Source organism: Pantoea osteomyelitidis (genome assembly GCF_044342975.1).
Classification (GTDB): Bacteria; Pseudomonadota; Gammaproteobacteria; order Enterobacterales; family Enterobacteriaceae; genus Pantoea; species Pantoea osteomyelitidis.
The window spans coordinates 185,370-205,352 of record NZ_JBGFSN010000002.1 but is presented as its reverse complement, the minus strand read 5'-3'; the positions used below and the strand labels follow the sequence as shown (position 1 = coordinate 205,352).

Genomic DNA, 19,983 nt, shown 5'->3' with positions numbered 1-19,983 from the left:
AGCAAAAAATGTCCGATTCAGATTTTCTTATCTTTTTCAGAGTGGTACTGAAGCTCGCGCATCCTGGCTGTGGCAGAATAGCGCCAGGGTAGCAGGTGATAAGCTACTGATAAGGAGAAAAGATGAAACGTGCGATTCTGTTTGCCGCCTTGCTGGCAACACTGGCGCCTTTGGCTATCAGCACAGCAGAAGCCTCAAGCGCAACCATTAACCTTGCACCCGGCGTTACGCTGCACCTGGGTGACCGCGATCGTCACGGCAACTACTGGGATGGTGGTCGCTGGCGTGCACCGCGCTGGTGGCACAGCCGCTATCAGTACAATAATCATCGCTGGTGGCGACATGAAGAGTGGCGTCGTCAGCAGGCCTGGGAACGCGAGCATCGCCGACATGAGATGCATCGTCGTCAGGAGTGGCGACACGACCGCCGCCACGAACAGCATCATGATCGTCATGGCCACGGTCACGATCGTCACTAATAAAAAGCCCCGGCCAACGCCGGGGCTTTTTTGTCAGCCCGGGCGCTGTTATAGCCCCAGCGCCTCGCCTACCAGCAGATAGAGATTCAGCGCCACAACCAGCAGCACAATCAGCCGCCCCGCATTTTGCATCAGCCTTGAGTTCACCATCTCATCGCCCATGAGTTCGCGATTGCCGGTAAACGACAGCAGCGGTATCAGCGCCAGCGCGATACCAAAGCTGAGCAGCACCTGGCTGAAAATCAGAATGCGCGTCGGATCCCAGCCTGCCCAGATCACAATAAATGAGGGCAGCATGGTTACGGTACGGCGCACCCAGAGCGGAATGTGAAAGCGGATAAAGCCCTGCATCACTACCTGACCGGCAAGCGTGCCGACCACGGTGGAAGATAAGCCCGCCGCCACCAGGCTCAGGCCAAACACCGTGGCCGCCGCGTGGCTAAGCAGCGGTTGCAGCGTCAGATAGGCCTGATCGAGATCCGCGATGCCGGTATGACCGCTGAAGTGAAACGCCGCCGCCGCAGTCGCCATCATCGCGAGGTTAACGAAACCGGCAATCGTCATGGCGATCGCCACATCCAACTTGGTGGAGGAGTAGCGTTCCGCCTGCGTGCCGTGCTTGCCCGCCTGGGTTAATGCCGAATGCAGATAGATCACATGCGGCATAATGGTGGCGCCAAGTACTCCGGCAGCAAGAAACACCGCATCAGCGCCAGGCAACGACGGCAAAGCCATGCCTTTAACCAGCTCGCTGACTTTCGGCTGCGAAAAGAAGAGTTCAACAATATAGGCGGCGGCAACAAACAGCAGCAGGCCGCCAATCACCAGCTCCAGCGGCTTCTGCCCGCGGCTTTGTAACATCAAAATCAGGAAGGTCGCGACGCCGGTCAGCACCGCACCCTGAAACAGCGATATGCCCAGCAGCAGCTTGAAACCGAGCGCCGCGCCGATAAACTCCGCCAGATCGGTGGCCATGGCGATAATCTCCGCCTGCACCCAATACAACCAGACGGTGGGACGCGGAAAGCGATCACGGATATGTTCGGCAAGATTTTTCCCGGTCGCGATGCCCAGTTTGGCGGACATCAGCTGGATCAGCATCGCCATGATGTTGGCCCAGACCACTACCCACAGCAGCTTGTAGCCGTAAGCGGCCCCTGCCTGAATATTGGTAGCGAAGTTGCCCGGATCGATATAACCAATCGCGGCAATAAAGGCGGGCCCCAGCAACGCGAGCTTGATTTTTCTGGCTCCGCGAGCGGCACGCTCGGCGGTGCGGCTTTCTAACATAGTGTCTTACCCTGTCTGAACGCTTGTTCGCCCTTAAAATTAGGGGGATACAGACGCGAGTGAAAGTCGGATGTTGTTATCAGTGTGATAGATAGTGCTATAAAGTATAGCCATTGCTATATATACCGGTACAGTAAACCATCACAAAAGTTCGGGCAATCGGTTTCACTCTACCCGCAGAGCAAATTATAGACAATCTCTTTGTGGTTATTGAATTTGTAATGCGATCGTGAAAGGGTTGTGATCGGTAAGAGTTTTCTGAGAAAAACACGATACTGAAAACTTATAATGTGCTTTAGATCTCGTTTTTAAGTAACGCGTTACATAGAATACGCAACAAAATACAACCCTCCTCAAATTTGGAGCACACATGTCCCATATTTTGCATTTTATTTTGGCATTGGTGGTGGTGGGCGTACTGGCCTTGCTGGTCAGTCACGATCGCAAAAGCATCCGCATCCGCTTTATCATACAGCTTCTGGTTATTGAAGTGCTGCTGGCCTGGTTCTTCCTTAACTCTGAAGCGGGTCTGGGCTTCGTAAAAGGTTTTGCCGGCCTGTTTGACTCGCTGCTGAAATATGCTGCTCAGGGAACCAATTTCGTGTTTGGCGGCATGAACGATAAAGGCCTCGCCTTCTTCTTCCTGAACGTGCTCTGCCCGATCGTCTTTATTTCCGCGCTGATCGGCATTCTGCAGCATTTCCGCATTCTGCCGTGGGTAATTCGCGGTATCGGAACCGTGCTGTCAAAAATCAACGGCATGGGCAAGCTGGAATCCTTTAACGCCGTAAGCTCTCTGATTCTGGGACAGTCAGAAAACTTCATCGCCTATAAGGATATTCTCGGCAAAATGTCGCAGCGCCGCATGTACACCATGGCCGCGACCGCGATGTCTACCGTGTCGATGTCCATCGTCGGCGCCTATATGACCATGCTGCAGCCTAAGTATGTGGTCGCCGCGCTGGTGCTTAACATGTTCAGCACCTTTATCGTGCTCTCGCTGGTGAACCCCTACCGCGTTGATAGCGAAGAAGATCTGCAATTGCAGGATATCCATAAAGGACAGAGCTTCTTTGAGATGCTGGGCGAATATATACTCGCCGGTTTCCGCGTAGCGATTATCGTGGCAGCGATGCTGATCGGATTTATCGCCCTGATTTCCGGCATTAACGCCCTGTTTGATTTCATCTTTGGCATCAGTTTCCAGGGCGTGCTGGGCTACGTCTTCTTCCCGTTTGCCTGGGTGATGGGCGTGCCATCGGGCGAAGCGCTGCAGGTCGGCAGTATTATGGCGACCAAGCTGGTGTCGAATGAGTTCGTGGCGATGATGGATCTGCAGAAAATTGCCGGTCAGCTTTCACCGCGCGCGGAAGGGATTCTCTCGGTGTTCCTGGTTTCTTTTGCCAACTTCTCCTCGATCGGTATCGTTGCCGGTGCGATTAAAGGTCTGCATGAAGAACAGGGCAATGTGGTTTCCCGTTTTGGTCTGAAATTGCTCTACGGCTCAACGCTGGTGAGCGTGCTCTCCGCCGCCATTGCCGGTCTGGTACTGGCCTGATAATCAAGGGCGAGCAATGATGCTCGCCCTTCTCTTCTATCTTATTTCCAATCCTTATATCTGTGTTTTCTGCCGCTTAAGCCCGCCTCGCCGTCTTTAGTCGCCTGTTGCAAATCCTCTGCACAATATGGCATTTCCTTTGTGCCGCCCTGCGCCCGTAGTTTTGATTCCTGACCTCACATCAGGAGAAAAGCATGAGCATTCAATTCCTCGGCATGATCGGCCATCGTCTGGCCTCGGAAATTATTCCCGCCAGCGGCCCGCTGTTTGATAAGCAGTATATCGCCAGTTTTGCCCGCGCCCACGAACAGGCCGGTTTTGACCGCATTCTGGTCGGCTACTGGTCCGATCAACCAGACGGCTTTCTGGTGACCGCGCACGCGGCGGCGCACACCTCAACGTTGAAATTCCTGCTGGCGCACCGCCCCGGATTTGTCTCGCCCACCCTCGCGGCCCGTAAGCTCGCTTCGCTCGATCACCTGACCGATGGCCGCCTGGCGGTGCATATTATCAGCGGCGGCAGCGACAGCGAGCAGCGCCGGGATGGCGACTATCTGGATAAGGCGCAGCGTTACGCGCGGACCGATGAGTTTCTCAGCGTTCTGAAGCGTAGCCTGGAGTCCGCCGCGCCTTACGATCATGAAGGCGATTTCTACCGCGCCGAACAGGCTTTCTCCGCGATTAAACCTCTTCAGAAAAAGCTGCCGGTCTATTTCGGCGGCTCGTCGCCGGAAGCGATTGATGTTGCCTCGCGTCATGCCGATGTGTTTGCACTGTGGGGCGAGCCGCTGGCAGGCGCGGCGGAAACCGTGCGTAACGTGCGCACGGCGGCGGCGAAGCAGGGACGCGATATCAAATTCAATATCTCTTTCCGGCCAATCCTGGGAAAAACGGAAAAAGAGGCGTGGGAGCGCGCAGAACATATCCGCGAGCTGGCCAGGCACCAGTTGAACGAGAGCGGTTATACCTTTGGCCTGCCAAAACCGCAAAGCGTGGGGGCGCAGCGTCTGCTGGAGGCCGCAAACCAGGGCGACCGGCTGGATAAGGTGCTGTGGACCGGCGTCGCCAAACTGGTACAGGGCGGCTATAACTCCACCGCGCTGGTCGGCACGCCAGATCAGGTTTCCGATGCGTTGCTGGAGTATTACCAGCTCGGCATCGACAGCGTGCTGATTCGCGGCTTCGACCCGCTCAATGATGCGGTGGAATATGGCGAGGAGCTTATCCCGCTGACGCGCGAGAAAGTCGCGGCGCTTAATGCTGGCAAAAGGAGCGCCTGATGCGTCTGGCTGCGCTATTTGCTGGTTTGACGCTGGCGCTCAGCCTGCATCCCGCGCTGGCAGCCGCAAAGGTAACGCTGCGTCTGGGCGATGTGAAAGGCGATCGTTTTGCCGCGCTGAAGGCGTCCGGCGAGCTGAAAGATTTGCCTTACGATCTCAGGCTGACCGCCTTTGACTCCGGCGCGCCGGTGCAGGAAGCGCTGAACGCCGGTGCGCTGGACGTGGGCTTTACCGGCGATCTGCCCTTCCTGTTTGTCTATGCCGCTGGCGCGCCGGTGAAAGCGGTAGGCGCGTGGCAGAACAACCCGGACAGCATCGCTCTGCTGACGCGGCCCGATGCCGGTATTCATTCGCTGCAGGATCTGAAGGGTAAACAGATTGCGGTGAATCGCGGCGGCTGGGGCCACTATCTGATCCTCGGACTGCTGGAGCGCGCCGGTCTGAAACCCACCGACGTGACGCTGCGTTTTCTTAACCCGGTGGATGGCCGCGCGGCGCTGACGTCGGGCGCGGTAGCCGCCTGGGCCCCCTGGGAACCCTATATCGCCACCTCAACCCAGGTTGACGGAACGGTACGGGTGCCGGATGGCGGCGGGCGCGATATTATGTCCGGCTACTCCTACGCGCTGGCGCGTAACGAGGCGTTGAAAGATCCCGCTAAGCGGCAGGCGATTGCCGATCTGCTGACGCGCCTCGCCAAAGCGCAGGTCTGGGCGCAGCAGCATCCACAGGAGTTTGCCCGCGTACTGGGTAAAACCCTGAATATGCCGACAACCATTACCGCCAGCTGGATCGACGACGCACGCATCCGCCCATTGGTTTTTAATGCCGATCTGATCCCGACCCTGCAACGGTCGGCGGACTTTTTCCATCGCTATCAGGTACTGCCGCAGAGTGTTGACGTCAGCAAGGCTTTTGACTTCAGCCTCGCCACCGGGGCGAACCAGATCGCACAGCAGCAGAAGGAGAACAAATCGTGAGTGAACTGCATCATCAACGACTGCGCGATTTTGTCGCCAGGCTGGCTGGCCTGCTCGACAGCCAGCCGCCGGAAAGCGACATTCTGGAAAAAGGCAGCGAATGGCTGCGCGCTCTGATTCAGCACGATGACTGGCTCGACGAGACCTTTGCCCAACCGCATCCTGAGCGCTACCAGCAATATTTGCTCTACGCCGATGCGCAACAGCGTTTCTCGGTGGTGAGCTTTGTCTGGGGACCTGGCCAGTCAACGCCCATTCACGACCATCGCGTATGGGGATTGATCGGCATGCTGCGCGGCGCGGAAATTTCCCAATCCTGGCGGCCCGGCGAGCGGGGCTTGCAGCCGGATGGCGCGCCCGTGCGGCTTGAGCCCGGCAGCGTGGAGGCGGTCTCGCCCACTGTCGGCGATATTCACCGCGTCAGCAATGCCTTCGACGACCGCGTTTCCCTGAGCATTCACGTTTACGGCGCGAATATCGGCGCGGTTAAGCGCGCGGTTTACCGCGAAGATGGCAGCGAAAAAACCTTTATCTCTGGCTACAGCAACCGCTATCTGCCAAATATTTGGGATCTCTCACATGGCTGAACTGAATTTTCCTCTGCGCCAGGCCGCAGATATTTTGCAGGCGCTACGCCAACAGCAGGAAGTGGCGCTGGTTGACGTGCGCGATGAAGCGCTTTACGCCAGCGGACATCCGCTGTTTGCCGTGAATATTCCGCTCTCCAGACTGGAGCTGGAGCTGCTGGATCGCATTCCGCGGCGCGCCACGCCGATCACGCTGTATGACAATGGCGAAGGGCTGGCGCAGAGTGCCGCCGCGCGTATTGTCGCGCTGGGTTATCAGGATGTCGCCTTGCTGGCAGGCGATCTCAACGGCTGGCAGGCAGCGGGCGGCGAGCTGTTTATTGACGTTAACTCGCCCGGCAAAGCCTTTGGCGAGCTGGTGGAGCATCATAATCGCACCCCGTCGCTGAGCGCCCGCGAGGTGGATGCGCTGATCCGCAGCGAGGCGGATGTGGTGGTGCTGGATGCGCGCCGCTTTGACGAATACCAGACGATGAGCATTCCGCGCGGCATCAGCGTGCCCGGTGCCGAGCTGGTGCTGCGGGTGCGCGACCTGGCGCCGTCGCCGGATACCACGGTGATCGTCAACTGCGCTGGCCGCACACGCAGCATTATCGGCACCCAGTCGCTGGTGAACGCCGGGATTCGCAATCCGGTTTATGCCTTGCGTAATGGCACTATCGGCTGGACGCTGGCCGGCCTGGCACTGGAGCAGGGGCAGTCGCGTCGCTACGGAGACACCAGCGAAACCGCGCGGCGTCACGCGGCTCAGCATGCGCGCCAGGTGGCCGATCGGGCCGGGGTGCAGCGTATCGACAAAAAGCAGCTGGCGCGCTGGCAGCAGGAAGCGCATACCACTTACCTGTTTGATGTGCGTGATGCGCAGGCGTTTGCGGCAGGCCATCTGCCCGCCAGTCGTCATGTGCCGGGCGGCCAGCTGGTGCAGGAAACCGATCACTATGCCAGCGTGCGCGGCGCGCGCATCGTGCTGGCGGATGATGATGGCGTTCGCGCCAACATGACGGCATCCTGGCTGGCGCAGATGGGCTGGCTGGTGGCGGTGCTGGATGGCCTGACGGAAGCGGATTTCAGCGAGCGCGGCGACTGGAGAGCGCAGACGCCGGAACTGCCTGCGCAGCAGACAGTTTCTCCGCAGCAGCTGGCGCAGTGGCTGCAGCAAGGCGGCACTCAGGTACTGGATTTCACTACGCGCGCCAACCATATCAAAAGCCATATCCCCGGCGCGGCCTGGCTGCTGCGATCGACGCTGCATCAACAGGGCAAGGCGCTGCTGCCCGAGGCTGAACGCTACGTAGTCACCTGCGGCAGCAGCCTGCTGGCGCGCTATGCGCTGGCGCAGGTGGCTGAGCTGAGCGGTAAGCCGGTGTTTGTGCTGGCGGGCGGCAATGCGGCCTGGCGCGAGGCAGGTCTGCCCGAGGAGTCGGGTGAACAGCAGTTACTGTCGCCGCCCATCGATCGTTACCGTCGTCCCTATGAAGGAACGGATATCGATCCGGCAACCATGCAGGCCTATCTGGAGTGGGAATATGGTCTGGTCGCGCAGCTGGATCGCGACGGCACGCACGGATTTAACGTATTGCGCGATAGCGTCACGGCATAAGGGTATCGGGCGAAGGGAGTCGCCTGAAAATCAATAAAAGGGAATCAGAGAATTTGGTGGAGATAAGCGGGATCGAACCGCTGACCTCTTGCATGCCATGCAAGCGCTCTCCCAGCTGAGCTATACCCCCACATCTGGAATCATTTTTCAGTGCCAAACTGTTGGGAAGCAGTTTGGTGGAGCTAAGCGGGATCGAACCGCTGACCTCTTGCATGCCATGCAAGCGCTCTCCCAGCTGAGCTATAGCCCCGAACTGAAAAACCGTCGTAACTAATCGACGGACGGCATAATATGAAACAGGCCTCAGGGTGTCAACGCCAATTTTGGATTCTGCGCTTAATCGCTGAAAAAGGCGGCAAACCGCCAACAGAGTGGATTTTTTTTCAGCAGCGCCGCAGCAGATTTCCCCCTTTCCCCTTCCTTTAGTACCCATCTCAATAAATTTGCCTTAAGGCTGCGGCAATGCCCGCAACCAGAATAAAAGCGCATAAACAGGTTAATCAGTCGTTAAGGATGTTATAGGAATTTTCTTGTTTTCGTTAAAGGTCCGTGCAAAACTTAGCGCGCTAATTAAGCAGACAACGCCGTGCTGTGCTGTTTGCTGGCGCTTTACTCCTCAACATTTCTACTGATAAAAACGAGATAATAATGTCGTTGCATACACCAAAAGAGATCGCACAACTGGCGATTCAGGCGGGCGTTGTTAAAAGTCAGGCCTCCATCTCAACACTGCTTATTCTCGGCTTTATGGCCGGGGCTTTTATCGCAACAGGGTTCCTGCTCGATCTGCATGTTATTAACCAGTTGCCGGCTGACTGGGGTTCATTCGGCGGCTTTCTGGGCGCGGCTGTTTTCCCGGTAGGTCTGATCCTGACCGTGCTGGCGGGCGGCGAGCTGCTGACCGGCAATATGATGACCATGCCTATCGCCTGGTTTGCGCGTCGCATCAGCGGTTACAGCCTGCTGCGCAACTGGTTCTGGGTCACCATCGCTAACTTTATCGGCAGCCTGGCCGTCGCCTGGTTCTTTGGTCATCTGCTCGGCATGACCGAAGGCGATTACCTGAAGAAAACCGTGGCGATCGCTACTGCGAAAGTTAACGCTGATTTCATGCACGCCTTTATTTCCGGCATCGGCTGTAACTGGCTGGTATGCCTCGCCGTCTGGCTGGCCTTCGCCAGTAAAGATGTGGTCGGCAAAATTTTCGGCATGTGGTTCCCGGTGATGGCATTCGTGGCAATCGGCTTCCAGCACGTCGTCGCCAATATGTTCATCGTTCCGGCTGCCATTTTTGCCGGTCAGCTGAGCTGGGCTGAATACCTGCCGAACTTTGTGGCCGTGTTCCTCGGCAACGGCGTCGGCGGCGCAGTGTTTGTTGGTCTCGCCTATTTCCTCGCCTTCCGCCCCGGCAACGAACGCGTCGGCACCGTTCAGTAATTGATAAGCCTTGCCTTTTGTCATCCGGCGAAAGGCAATTTCCCCCTTTCTCATTACTTTTTCCTGTTACGATTTGTTGTAAGATGTACAGCTAATGTATTCAACAGGGATAGCGACGTGAAAAAGGAATGGTTAACTCCCGAAGAGCTTGCTCAGGAAACCGGTTACAGCCGTCAGACCGTGAATAAATGGATTAAACGTGAGAACTGGACAACCGCGCCAAAACCGGGTGTACAGGGCGGCAAAGCGCGTTTGGTTCATATTGATGAACGCGTCAAAAGTTTTATTAAATCCACACGTCACGCCAGTGAGCCGGGCGCCAGCTATAACGTTCAGCAAAATACATTACCTGCCTTATTAATTAATTCTGTCCAGCAAATGACGTTCCACGAGCGGGAACAGTTGGCTGCGCTTTTGTTGCGGGAAGGGATAAAAGGCGTGCTGCAGCGACTGGGTATTCAGGAAGAGTAAAGCGAAAACCGGAAACGTCGCCGCCTCCGGTTTAAACGATTATGCCTGCGCTTCGCGCTCGCTGATAAAGGCCAGCGCTTTTTCAATGCGCGCCACGCTGCGGCTGCGGCCGATAGCCTGCACCGTAACATCCAGTGCCGGCGACTGCCCGGCGCCGGTTACCGCCACGCGCAGCGGCATGCCGACTTTACCCATTCCCAGCTCCAGCTCATCAGCAGTATTCTGAATCGCTTGATGCACGTTTTCTGCCGTCCAGTCGCTGATGGCCGCCAGCTTGTCGCGCACCACTTCCAGCGCCTGACGGGCGACCGGACGCAGATGTTTCTTCGCCGCATCGGCATCGAAAGCGTCAAAATCTTCATAGAAATAACGGCAGGATGCCGCAATTTCTTTCAGCGTTTTGCAGCGCTCGCCCAGCAGCTTAACCAGCTGCGCCAGTTCAGGGCCGGTGCGGGTATCAATATTCTGCTGCTCAATGTGCCATTGCAGGTGCGTCGCCACATACTCCGGCTCAAGGGTATTGATGTAATGATGATTCAGCCACAGCAGCTTTTCAGTATTAAAGGCGCTGGCGGATTTGCTGACGGCATCCAGCGTGAAGAGTTCAATCATCTCCGGCACGCTAAAGATCTCCTGGTCGCCGTGGGACCAGCCCAGACGCACCAGATAGTTGAGCAGCGCTTCCGGCAGATAACCATCATCACGATACTGCATCACCCCTACTGCGCCGTGACGTTTAGAGAGTTTTTTCCCGTCGTCGCCCAGAATCATCGAGACGTGCGCGTAGATCGGCACCTGCGCGCCAATCGCCTTCAGAATATTGATCTGACGCGGCGTGTTGTTGATATGGTCTTCACCACGAATCACATGGGTGATGCCCATATCCCAGTCGTCCACCACCACGCAGAAGTTGTAAGTCGGTGAACCGTCGGTACGGCGGATGATCAGATCGTCCAGCTCCTGGTTGCTGAATTCGATCGGGCCGCGAATCTGATCGTCAAAGATCACCGAACCTTCCTGCGGATTGCGAAAGCGCACCACGCAAGGCTCATCAGCGGCGTGATGCTCATGGCTGTCACGGCAGTGGCCGTCGTAACGCGGCTTTTCGCCGTTCGCCATCTGGGTTTCGCGCAGTTGCTCAAGGCGCTCTCTGGAGCAATAGCATTTATAGGCAGTGCCCGCTTCCAGCATCTCATCAATCACGGCGTTATAGCGATCAAAACGTTTAGTCTGGTAATACGGACCTTCATTCCAGTCGAGGCTCAGCCAGTTCATGCCATCCATAATGGCTTCAATGGCTTCCGGCGTGGAGCGTTCAAGATCGGTATCTTCGATACGCAGAACAAAGTCGCCCTGATTATGACGGGCATAAAGCCAGGAATAGAGCGCGGTACGAGCGCCGCCCACATGCAGATAGCCGGTGGGGCTTGGCGCGAAGCGAGTTTTCAGTTTCATTCAGCATTGCCTTAATGCGCGGGTTTTCTGTCCGGATGACAAAAAACGGGTTGGACGCGAAAAACAGTGCGCACATTCTAGCACCTGTCGATGAATCCTCAATGACCGGGACGGGGCAATGGAACAAGGATTTGCCGCGTTTCTGGTAATAAAACCAGCATATTGGCTAAATGCGAGCCATCCTGACTAAAATTACGGCGAACGCACATTTTAGTTTTAAAAAGCGTTGACTCACTTCCAACTATCCCTATAATGCGACTCCACACAGCGGGGGTGATTAGCTCAGTTGGTAGAGCATCTCCCTTACAAGGAGGGGGTCGGCGGTTCGAACCCGTCATCACCCACCACTCTTCAGGTGGCCCGCAGTGAACAAGAGATAAGATTGGGTGATTAGCTCAGTTGGTAGAGCACCTCCCTTACAAGGAGGGGGTCGGCGGTTCGAACCCGTCATCACCCACCATAATCTTCTCTTGTTAAGCAGTACCGGAATGGGTGATTAGCTCAGTTGGTAGAGCACCTCCCTTACAAGGAGGGGGTCGGCGGTTCGAACCCGTCATCACCCACCATTTCGGGTCGTTAGCTCAGTTGGTAGAGCAGTTGACTTTTAATCAATTGGTCGCAGGTTCGAATCCTGCACGACCCACCAGATTTCAAAAAAAAGCGCCCTCAGGGCGCTTTTTTCGTTTTGAGCGCCCGATGCCTGGCGTGCAGGATGAGAACCTGCGCAGGTTCGACTGAATCGCCGGGAGCGATTCAGGCTGATGCGCCAGCATCACCCGCAGGGCGAGGCCCAGGGATGGGCCGAGGCTTATCCTGCACGACCCACCAGATTTCAGAAAAAAGCGCCCTCAGGGCGCTTTTTTCGTTTTGAGCGCCCGATGCCTGGCGTGCCCATCTTTTCACAACCTTAACACTCCCTTCCCTCAAGCCAACAGCCGCCTTTTCCGATAACGATAGTGAACTATTGCAAGGGAGAAAATGATGTCCACCATTTCAGCTATCAGTAGTAACAGCGGCAGCAGCAGCGGCAGTACCGCTTCGCAGGTTGCCAGCATCAATAAACAGATTCAGAGCATCACCAAGCAGCTTGACGATCTGGCCAATAACGACGATCTCACCACCGAGGAGAAAAACGAACAGCAGCAGCTGCTGGAATCACAGATTCAGATGCTGGAAGCACAGCTGGCGCAAATTCAGCAGAAGCAGGCTGAAAAAAGCCAGCAAAATCAGGAAACCAGTCAGGTTAATGAGATAAAGGCCGACGGGATTAACCGCCCGACGGAGAGCAATCAGATAAACGTTTACGTCTAAAACGCCGGTTTGAGTAAACGCTGTTGCGTCAGCAGCTCCGCCTGCTGACGCACTTCCTGCCATATCGCCTCGGCCGCAGGCGTCAGCGACCGGTTTTTACGCTTGATCAGCATCAGGCTGCGGTTAATTTCCGGGCGCAGTCGCTGTACCGTCAAAGCGCGTCCGGCCGGTAAGGGCAGCGCCAGCGCCGGCAGGATACTGATGCCAATTCCCGCCTCAACCATGGGAAACAGCGTGGCGGGATGTCCAATTTCCTGCACGATATTGACCTTAATCCCCTGCTGGCGAAACGCAGCATCAATCAGCAGTCGGCTGCCCGAAGCGTAATCCTGTAGCACCATGGTGCGCCCGTTCAGCATCTGCCACTGCGGCGCCGCTTCACGGGCCAGCGGATCATCGTTACGGCACAGCAGTAAAAACGGCTCGTCGAGAATCGGCTGGTAATCAAAATCCGCATCGGCCAGGGGACCGATAACAATACCGAAATCCACCTCGCCGTTGCGCACGCTTTGCAGCACCCACTGCTGGACGCGATCGTGCAGGATAATCTTAATCTCAGGATAACTTTGCTGGCTGGCGGCCAGGCATTGCGGCATCAGATGAGCCGAGATGGTCTGGCTGGCGGCGACACGCACCGTACCGCTGCGCTGCTCGCCAAAACTGCGAATATCAAGCAGCGTGGTGTTCAGCTCTTCGAGCAATCTTTCCATGCGTGACGCCAGCTGTTGGCCCGCTTCGGTGAGTATCACTTCGCGCGTGGTGCGGTCCAGCAGGCGTACCCCCATCTCCGCTTCCAGCTCTTTGATACTGTGACTCACTGCCGACTGGCTCAGGCCGATTACCTGTCCCGCCTGGCTGAAACCGCCATGTTGCGCCACCGCCACAAAAATTTTCAGCTGCCGTAAGGTGTAATTCATCGATTGCGCTCATAGATTAATGCAATAAATCAATTTTATTTCTAAACCCATATCGCGCACAATCATCCGCATCTTTTTTTAACCGGATTGTAACAATGGGATTCTTACGACTCGATCCGATGATGATCAAGCTCATCATCACCGTACTGCTGGCGACCTTCCTGCCGGCACGAGGCGGCTTTGTAGATTTTTTTGAATGGCTGACCACGGCAGCGATTGCGCTGCTGTTTTTTATGCACGGCGCCAAACTGTCGCGTGAGAAGATCATTGCCGGCAGCAGCCACTGGCGTCTGCATCTGTGGATTATGTGCAGCACCTTTGTGGTGTTTCCGATTCTGGGCGTGCTGCTGGTCTGGTGGCATCCGGTGAACATCGGCACGGAAATCTATACCGGCTTTTTGTATCTCTGTATTTTGCCTGCGACTGTGCAGTCAGCTATCGCTTTTACCTCGATGGCGGGCGGCAACGTGGCGGCTGCGGTATGTAGCGCATCGGCCTCCAGCCTGCTCGGCGTCTTTATTTCTCCGCTGCTGGTCAATCTGGTGATGAATGTCCACAGCGATGCGCCGAGCAACGGCCTGGAGCAGATTGGTAAAATCATGCTGCAGCTGCTGGTGCCTTTCGTGCTTGGGCATATTTCCCGTCGCTGGATTGGCGGCTGGGTTGAAAAACATCGCAGCCTGATTGGTAAAACGGATCAGACCTCGATTCTGTTGGTGGTTTATTCTGCCTTCAGTGCGGCGGTAGTGAACGGCATCTGGCATCGCGTTGGGCTGGATACCCTGCTCTGGATCCTTGCCGGTACCCTGCTGCTGCTGTTTGTAGCGCTGGCGATTAACTTTGGCGCTGCCCGCCTGTTTGGTTTCAAACGCGCCGATGAGATCGTTGTGCTGTTCTGCGGCTCGAAAAAGAGCCTGGCGAACGGCGTGCCGATGGCGAACATTCTGTTCCCGGCCAGCAACGTGGGGATTATCGTGCTGCCGCTGATGGTGTTCCATCAGGTGCAGCTGATGGTCTGCTCCTTCATCGCCCAGCGCTACAAAAAGAGTAATGAGAAGGCGGAAGCGGAGAAGCAGCACCAGGCGACAGCGAAGCGCGTGGTGCAGTCACAGAAGTAAATCAGTCGCGGGCCTGAGCAGCCCGCGTCACCCCTGTTTAAGGGGCTTTACCAGCCCCTCTAATCCTTCGATTTTGATCGCCAGCGTCATTTGCATCAGCTCGCCCAGATGGCCGGATGGAAACTCGCCGCTGCGGGCGAACCAGAGCAGATAAGGCTCGGGAAGATCGATCAGCATCCGCCCCTTGTATTTGCCAAAGGGCATCGCGGTGTTGGCGATCTCAATCAGATGCTGTTTCTCCACCTTATTCTCCCAGCAGCCGGATCATTTCCGCTTCATCAATCACGTCGATGCCCAGCTCCTGCGCCTTCGCCAGCTTGGAACCGGCCGCTTCGCCAGCGATAACCAGATCGGTTTTCTTTGAAACGCTGCCGCTGACTTTCGCGCCCATCGCGGTGAGGCGATCTTTCGCATCGTCACGCGTCATAATGGTCAGCGAGCCGGTGAGTACCACGGTTTTACCTGCAAAGGGGTTATCCATCTCCTGCGCATTAACCACCTCAACCGCTGGCCAGTGGATGCCCGCTTCTTCGATCAGCTGGCGAATTACCTCGCGATTGCTCTCCTCTTCCATGAAGTTACGTACGTGCGCAGCAACCACTTTGCCGACATCCTGCACCGCCATCAGCGCCTCCAGGTCGGCCTCCATTACCTTGTTGATCGAGCCAAAATGGCTCGCCAGATTTGCCGCCGTGGCCTCGCCGACCTCACGAATCCCCAGCGCGTAGAGGAAACGCGCCAGCGTGGTCTCTTTGGCTTTGTTCAGCGCATCGACAACGTTCTGCGCCGATTTCGGCCCCATACGATCCAGGCCGGTGAGCTTGCCTGCCGTAAGACGGAACAGATCGGCCGGGGTTTTCACATACTCTTTTTCCACCAGCTGGTCGATAATCTTATCGCCCATCCCGTCAACATCCATCGCGCGCCGTGAGACGAAGTGTTTCAGCGCCTCTTTACGCTGCGCGCCACAAATCAGGCCGCCGGTGCAGCGCGCCACCGCTTCCCCCTCTACCCGCTCGACGTCAGAACCGCAGACGGGACAGTGGGTTGGGAAATGCACCTCTTGCGTCTCCGCCGGACGATCAGATTCCACCACGTTAACCACCTGCGGGATCACGTCGCCGGCACGGCGAATCACCACTTTGTCGCCGATGCGCAGTCCCAGACGCTCAATCTCATCGGCATTGTGCAGCGTGGCGTTGCTGACCATCACGCCGGCAACCAGCACCGGCTCGAGGCGCGCCACTGGCGTAATGGCGCCGGTTCGCCCCACCTGAAACTCCACGTCACGCACAAAAGTCATCTGCTCCTGCGCCGGGAATTTGAACGCAACGGCCCAGCGCGGCGCGCGCGCGACAAAACCGAGCTGGTCGCGCAGCGCCTGAGAATCGACCTTGATCACTACGCCATCGATGTCAAAGCCGAGCGTGGGGCGATCGTTTTCCACCTGGTGATAGAAATCGAGCACCTCTTCGGCAGAGTTCACCAGACGAAGGCGATCGCTGACCGGCAGGCCCCAGGCCTTGAGCTGCTGCAATCGTTCCCAGTGGCTGGCGGGCATCTCGCCCCCTTCCAGCAGGCCGAAACCGTAGCAGAAGAAGGTGAGCGGACGTTTCGCGGTAATGCGCGGATCGAGCTGACGCAGCGATCCCGCCGCCGCATTACGCGGGTTAGCAAATACCTTGCCGCCTGTTCTGCGCGCTTCCTCGTTGAGCTTTTCAAATCCGCTCTGCGTCATAAAGACTTCGCCGCGCACTTCCAGCCGGGCAGGAATGTTGTCGCCCTTGAGCCGCAGCGGAATGGCATAGATGGTACGTACGTTGCTGGTGATGTTTTCACCGGTGGTGCCGTCGCCGCGCGTCGCCGCGCGCACCAGCAGACCCTCTTCATACAGCAGGCTTACCGCGAGGCCATCGAGCTTCAGCTCGCAGCAGAAGGTAATCGCATCGCTGCTTTTCAGACGATCCTGCACGCGCTTGTTGAAAGCCAGATAACTCGTCTCGTCAAAGACGTTATCCAACGACAGCATCGGCACCTCATGGCGTACCTGCTCGAAAACGGTAAGCGGTGCGGCCCCCACGCGTTGCGTGGGCGAATCGGGAGTAATCAGCTCGGGATGCTGCTCTTCCAGCGCCCTCAGCTCGCGCATCAGACGATCATATTCCGCATCCGGGATCTCCGGCGCATCCATAACGTGATAAAGATATTCATGATGGCGCAGCGTGGTGCGCAACTCAGTTAACTGCTCCTGAACGGATTTCATATGGCCCCATCAGATAAAAAACCCCCGACAGGCGGGGGTTTGGTAAAACGTCATCATTAACTTGCCGCACGGCGCGTTAGCTTTTCGCCTCAACGACCTCGCGAATGCGGGCTTTGTAAGTTTCCAGCTTTTGCGGCGTCATCATACGACGCTCGTCATCCAGCACCACGCCGCCCACATCATCGGCAATACGCTGTGCGGATTGCAGCATCAACTTGAAGTTCTGGTTCGCATCGCCGTAGGAAGGCACCATCATAAAGATAGAGATCCCCGGCGTGGTGAAGTTAGACATCTCATCCGGGTTAAAGGATCCCGGTTTCACCATGTTAGCCAGGCTGAACAGCACCGGGCCGCTGCCTGCCGGGCTGAGATGACGATGAAAGATGTTCATTTCGCCAAACTGGAATCCCGCCTGCAAAATCCCCTGTAACAACGCTTCGCCGTTCAGAGCGCCGCCCGCATGAGCGGCAACGTGTAGCACCAGTACCGCCTCTTTATTGCCGGAGGGGGCTGATTCGCTGGGTTTCGGCTGCGGCTGCGTTTCCAGCGCATGCTGCGGCATGGGTTCCGGCTCCGCCTGAATTTCCGGCTGCGGCTGAACGGCGGTCAGCGGTTCCTGATCCAGCAGCGGATCGGCCTGGACCTGTTGCGGCTGCGCAACCGGTTTTACCTCCGGCTGCGGCGCAGGCTGCGCGCGTGGCGGCTGCGGACGCGGCTCTGTCGGCGCAGTAAACAGCGGATCGTTGTCAGGCTGCGGCTCACGACGCGGCGCAGGCTGACGCACAGGCTCAGGCTGTGACTGCGGCGCGTCATCAGCTTCACTGAAACCGTCAAATTTGGGTTCTTCATGTACGGGACGATCGCGGCGGACGCGTACTTCGCCTGTGCCCTCTTCTTCCTCGTCGTCGTCGCTCAGGGGTTCATCATCACGCTGTTTCAGACGTTTATGCGGGCGATCGCGGAACACCGACGAGCGTTCTTTACGGCTGGTCCACAGACCGTGAAGAAGAAGCGCTATAATGGCGATCGCGCCAACAACGATTAATATCAGACGCAAATCCTGCATCATTGTATTCTCTGTTGTTCCAATACCTTGCCACCGCGGCAAACTTTATCCTCTAACTGTATTTGCCCTGCTACACAAGTGCAAGTGTGCGCAGTATTTTCTGACAAATAAGATAGCTGCCCCACGCTTTTTTGCTGATTTTTCGTTCAAAACTCCCATGGTCAGGACAAAAAGCCAGGTTATGATAGTTGCGCCCTGACAATTGTGGAGATTCGCCGTTTATGGCCCGTGAGAATTCCGTCTCATCATTTAATGGAGTGCATTACTTTACGCAAGGATGGCGGCTGATTCGCCTGCCGGGCATCCGTCGCTTTGTGTTAATTCCGCTACTGGTCAACATCCTGCTGCTGGGCGGCGCCTTTATCTGGCTTTTTTATCGTCTTGGCGACTGGATTCCGCGCTTGTTGAGCCATATTCCGGACTGGCTGCAGTGGCTCAGCTATCTGATTTGGCCGCTCTCGGTGATCTCCATCGTGCTGGTGTTCAGCTACTTTTTTTCCACCATCGCCAACTGGATCGCGGCGCCCTTTTGCGGCCTGCTGGCGGAGCAGCTGGAAGGACGACTTACCGGCAAGCCCCTGCCGGACAGCGGCTGGGCCGCGATGGTGAAAGATGTGCCGCGTATTATGAAGCGCGAGCTGCAAAAGCTGGGCTATTACCTGCCGCGCGCGCTGGGCCTGCTACTGCTCTACTTTATTCCCGGCTTTGGCCAGACGGTGGCGCCGGTGCTCTGGTTTCTGTTCAGCGCCTGGATGCTTTCCGTGCAGTATTGCGACTACCCTTTCGATAACCATAAGGTCAGCTTTCGGCAGATGCGCAACGCCCTGCGCCAGCATAAAACCGCCAATATGCAGTTTGGCGCGCTGGTCAGCCTGTTTACCATGATTCCGATACTTAACCTGGCGATTATGCCGGTTGCGGTCTGCGGCGCGACGGCCATGTGGGTGGATCGTTATCGCGCGCAGTCAGGACGGCTGTAAGCGAAAAACGTGCGCCACATCGGCTTATGCATTTTTCTCAAAGGCTTATTGCCGTGCGACATATAGATATACGATTTCTTTACTTCCGTGCAGAGGCAGAAAGCGTATGCTCTGATGATTCACCCTATTTCATACAGTTTAAGGACGGGCTATGAGTAAGATCTATGAAGATAACTCTTTGACAATTGGTCATACGCCGCTGGTTCGACTGAACCGCATCGGCAATGGCCGTATCCTGGCAAAGGTTGAATCCCGTAACCCCAGTTTCAGCGTGAAATGCCGTATCGGCGCCAATATGATTTGGGACGCAGAGAAACGCGGCATTCTCAAGCCCGGCGTTGAACTGGTAGAACCCACCAGCGGCAATACCGGTATCGCATTAGCCTATGTCGCCGCCGCGCGCGGTTACAAGCTGACATTGACCATGCCGGAAACCATGTCCGTTGAGCGTCGCAAATTGCTGAAAGCCTTGGGCGCGAGTCTCGAACTCACCGAAGGCGCCAAAGGCATGAAAGGCGCCATCGCCAAAGCGGAAGAGATTGTTGCCAGCAACCCGGACAAATATGTTCTGCTGCAGCAGTTCAGTAATCCGGCGAATCCGGAAATCCACGAAAAAACCACCGGCCCGGAGATCTGGGAAGATACCGACGGCAGCGTTGACGTCTTCATTTCCGGCGTAGGTACCGGCGGCACGCTGACCGGCGTCAGTCGCTATATCAAGAATACCAAGGGCAAAAAAGATCTGCTCACCGTCGCGGTAGAACCGACCGATTCGCCGGTTATCGCTCAGGCGCTGGCAGGCGAAGAGCTTAAGCCAGGTCCGCACAAAATTCAGGGTATTGGCGCGGGCTTTATTCCGGGCAACCTGGATTTGAGCCTGGTCGATCGCGTGGTAGCGATCACTAACGAAGAAGCGATCGGCATGGCCCGCAAGCTGATGGAAGAAGAAGGCATCCTCGCCGGTATCTCTTCCGGCGCAGCCGTTGCCGCCGCGCTCAAGTTGCAGGAAGATGAAGCCTTCGCTAACAAAAATATCGTGGTGATTCTGCCCTCTTCCGGCGAACGCTACCTGAGTACCGCACTGTTTGCCGACCTGTTCACGGAAAAAGAGTTGCAGCAGTAATGCTGAAAGTCTGAAAAACGATGAAAAAGCACCCTGATGGGTGCTTTTTTGTGGGCTGGATCTCACTT

18 protein-coding genes, 6 tRNA genes and 1 other RNA gene are annotated in these 19,983 nt (G+C 56.6%); 17 read left to right on the top strand and 8 right to left on the bottom strand.

What is annotated here, in order from left to right; all coding sequences use genetic code 11:
- Nucleotides 1–122 precede the first annotated feature (122 nt).
- Complete coding sequence (locus ABU178_RS02125) at nt 123–479, top strand: DUF2502 domain-containing protein (RefSeq protein WP_397211507.1); 357 nt, start codon at nt 123–125, stop codon at nt 477–479.
- A gap of 48 nt (nt 480–527) precedes the next feature.
- Here the strand turns inward: ABU178_RS02125 and ABU178_RS02120 are convergent, their stop codons facing one another.
- A complete protein-coding gene (locus ABU178_RS02120; RefSeq protein WP_397211505.1) occupies nt 528–1,769 on the bottom strand; it encodes an Nramp family divalent metal transporter in 1,242 nt (413 codons plus the stop codon).
- Between the two features lie 370 nt (nt 1,770–2,139).
- On the opposite strand from ABU178_RS02120, the gene ABU178_RS02115 reads away from it, so the two are divergent.
- The 5 genes from ABU178_RS02115 (at nt 2,140) to ABU178_RS02095 (ending at nt 7,774) form a co-directional block, all read left to right on the top strand.
- On the top strand, nt 2,140–3,327 hold the full coding sequence (locus ABU178_RS02115) for a NupC/NupG family nucleoside CNT transporter (RefSeq protein WP_397211503.1): 1,188 nt from the start codon (nt 2,140–2,142) through the stop codon (nt 3,325–3,327).
- Nucleotides 3,328–3,521: 194 nt separating this feature from the next.
- Nucleotides 3,522–4,607 carry an LLM class flavin-dependent oxidoreductase gene (locus tag ABU178_RS02110; RefSeq protein WP_397211501.1) on the top strand — a complete coding sequence of 362 codons (1,086 nt, stop codon included), beginning with the start codon at nt 3,522–3,524 and terminating at the stop codon, nt 4,605–4,607.
- Nucleotides 4,607–5,587, top strand: a complete 981-nt coding sequence (locus ABU178_RS02105; RefSeq protein ID WP_397211500.1) for an ABC transporter substrate-binding protein — start codon at nt 4,607–4,609, stop codon at nt 5,585–5,587. Before ABU178_RS02110 ends, ABU178_RS02105 begins: the two co-directional genes overlap by 1 nt.
- Nucleotides 5,584–6,174 (top strand): cysteine dioxygenase, encoded by a 591-nt coding sequence (locus tag ABU178_RS02100; protein WP_397211498.1) that lies wholly within the window; start codon nt 5,584–5,586, stop codon nt 6,172–6,174. Before ABU178_RS02105 ends, ABU178_RS02100 begins: the two co-directional genes overlap by 4 nt.
- Nucleotides 6,167–7,774, top strand: coding sequence for a rhodanese homology domain-containing protein (locus tag ABU178_RS02095; RefSeq protein WP_397211496.1), 1,608 nt, complete (start codon nt 6,167–6,169; stop codon nt 7,772–7,774). Before ABU178_RS02100 ends, ABU178_RS02095 begins: the two co-directional genes overlap by 8 nt.
- A 54-nt stretch (nt 7,775–7,828) precedes the next feature.
- Here ABU178_RS02095 and ABU178_RS02090 read toward each other — a convergent pair.
- Together ABU178_RS02090 and ABU178_RS02085 are read right to left on the bottom strand one after the other, a co-directional pair.
- Nucleotides 7,829–7,904: transfer RNA gene (locus ABU178_RS02090), tRNA-Ala, on the bottom strand.
- Between the two features lie 44 nt (nt 7,905–7,948).
- Nucleotides 7,949–8,024 (bottom strand) — tRNA-Ala (locus ABU178_RS02085).
- Between the two features lie 398 nt (nt 8,025–8,422).
- On the opposite strand from ABU178_RS02085, the gene ABU178_RS02080 reads away from it, so the two are divergent.
- Complete coding sequence (locus ABU178_RS02080; protein ID WP_397211494.1) at nt 8,423–9,211, top strand: formate/nitrite transporter family protein; 789 nt, start codon at nt 8,423–8,425, stop codon at nt 9,209–9,211.
- Nucleotides 9,212–9,328: 117 nt separating this feature from the next.
- The gene (locus ABU178_RS02075; RefSeq protein ID WP_397211577.1) at nt 9,329–9,682 is read left to right on the top strand and encodes a YfeC-like transcriptional regulator; all 354 of its coding nucleotides are present in this window, start codon (nt 9,329–9,331) and stop codon (nt 9,680–9,682) included.
- A 39-nt stretch (nt 9,683–9,721) separates the two neighbouring features.
- Here ABU178_RS02075 and gltX read toward each other — a convergent pair whose 3' ends face one another.
- Nucleotides 9,722–11,137: a glutamate--tRNA ligase gene (gene gltX, locus ABU178_RS02070; RefSeq protein WP_397211492.1), complete on the bottom strand. Its 1,416-nt coding sequence runs from the start codon at nt 11,135–11,137 to the stop codon at nt 9,722–9,724.
- A gap of 271 nt (nt 11,138–11,408) precedes the next feature.
- Here gltX and ABU178_RS02065 point away from each other — a divergent pair.
- The 6 genes from ABU178_RS02065 (at nt 11,409) to ABU178_RS02040 (ending at nt 12,448) form a co-directional block, all read left to right on the top strand.
- Nucleotides 11,409–11,484, top strand: a tRNA-Val gene (locus ABU178_RS02065).
- Nucleotides 11,485–11,521: 37 nt separating this feature from the next.
- Nucleotides 11,522–11,597: transfer RNA gene (locus ABU178_RS02060), tRNA-Val, on the top strand.
- A gap of 30 nt (nt 11,598–11,627) precedes the next feature.
- Nucleotides 11,628–11,703: transfer RNA gene (locus ABU178_RS02055), tRNA-Val, on the top strand.
- A 4-nt stretch (nt 11,704–11,707) separates the two neighbouring features.
- Nucleotides 11,708–11,783: transfer RNA gene (locus ABU178_RS02050), tRNA-Lys, on the top strand.
- Nucleotides 11,784–11,828: 45 nt separating this feature from the next.
- Nucleotides 11,829–11,965: non-coding RNA, RtT sRNA (locus ABU178_RS02045), on the top strand.
- A 153-nt stretch (nt 11,966–12,118) separates the two neighbouring features.
- Entirely contained in the window at nt 12,119–12,448 is a 330-nt protein-coding gene (locus ABU178_RS02040) for a FlxA-like family protein (RefSeq protein ID WP_397211490.1), read from the top strand.
- On the opposite strand, the gene ABU178_RS02035 is transcribed toward ABU178_RS02040, so the two are convergent.
- Nucleotides 12,445–13,365, bottom strand: a complete 921-nt coding sequence (locus ABU178_RS02035; protein WP_397211488.1) for a LysR family transcriptional regulator — start codon at nt 13,363–13,365, stop codon at nt 12,445–12,447. The two genes, ABU178_RS02040 and ABU178_RS02035, sit on opposite strands and share 4 nt — an antisense overlap.
- A 95-nt stretch (nt 13,366–13,460) precedes the next feature.
- On the opposite strand from ABU178_RS02035, the gene ABU178_RS02030 reads away from it, so the two are divergent.
- A complete protein-coding gene (locus ABU178_RS02030; RefSeq protein WP_397211486.1) occupies nt 13,461–14,483 on the top strand; it encodes a bile acid:sodium symporter family protein in 1,023 nt (340 codons plus the stop codon).
- A gap of 27 nt (nt 14,484–14,510) precedes the next feature.
- Here the strand turns inward: ABU178_RS02030 and ABU178_RS02025 are convergent, their stop codons facing one another.
- The 3 genes from ABU178_RS02025 to zipA form a co-directional block, all read right to left on the bottom strand.
- Nucleotides 14,511–14,726, bottom strand: a complete 216-nt coding sequence (locus tag ABU178_RS02025; protein ID WP_397211484.1) for a DUF3820 family protein — start codon at nt 14,724–14,726, stop codon at nt 14,511–14,513.
- 1 nt (nt 14,727) lies between these two features.
- On the bottom strand, nt 14,728–16,746 hold the full coding sequence (ligA, locus tag ABU178_RS02020; protein ID WP_397211482.1) for an NAD-dependent DNA ligase LigA: 2,019 nt from the start codon (nt 16,744–16,746) through the stop codon (nt 14,728–14,730).
- A 76-nt stretch (nt 16,747–16,822) separates the two neighbouring features.
- Complete coding sequence (gene zipA, locus ABU178_RS02015) at nt 16,823–17,815, bottom strand: cell division protein ZipA (protein ID WP_397211480.1); 993 nt, start codon at nt 17,813–17,815, stop codon at nt 16,823–16,825.
- Between the two features lie 218 nt (nt 17,816–18,033).
- Here zipA and cysZ point away from each other — a divergent pair, with 218 nt between their 5' ends.
- Entirely contained in the window at nt 18,034–18,792 is a 759-nt protein-coding gene (cysZ, locus tag ABU178_RS02010) for a sulfate transporter CysZ (RefSeq protein WP_397211478.1), read from the top strand.
- A gap of 151 nt (nt 18,793–18,943) precedes the next feature.
- On the top strand, nt 18,944–19,915 hold the full coding sequence (gene cysK / locus ABU178_RS02005; RefSeq protein WP_397211476.1) for a cysteine synthase A: 972 nt from the start codon (nt 18,944–18,946) through the stop codon (nt 19,913–19,915).
- The last annotated feature ends 68 nt before the right edge of the window (nt 19,916–19,983 follow it).